This is a genomic window from Lyngbya sp. CCY1209 (assembly GCF_055795065.1).
Window position 1 is genome coordinate 1 of sequence record NZ_JAYFER010000192.1, and the last position, 384, is coordinate 384.

The window sequence follows — 384 nt, forward strand, 5'->3', positions numbered from 1 at the left end:
GTTGCAGAGACTCCTTTTGAAGTCATACTACGCAAGGCTCTTAGCGGTAAGACGAGTGACCCAAGATAACCAAGGCATGAAAACAGCCGGAGTAGATGGTGTGATAGCAATATCCCCAAAACAAAGGTTTGAACTTGTTGAGGAAATCAAGGGAAACTTCAAAGCCAAACCGTTAAGGAGAGTCTGGATACCAAAACCTGGACGGGATGAAAAACGCCCGTTGGGAATCCCGACAATCAGAGACAGAGCCAAGCAAGCTTTGGTTAAGATGGTAATGGAACCCTACTGGGAACCCAAATTCGAGGGGACAAGCTATGGGTTTCGACCCGGACGCTCAACCCTTGACGCAATTGGCAGAATATATACAGCACTCAACAAACTGAA

Annotated in this window: 1 protein-coding gene; it reads left to right on the top strand. The window is 46.9% G+C overall.

Going from position 1 to position 384, the window contains the following annotated elements:
* The coding region (locus AC0QHF_RS03350) for a reverse transcriptase N-terminal domain-containing protein (RefSeq protein ID WP_324702771.1) at window positions 1–384 on the top strand (384 nt) is incomplete at both ends.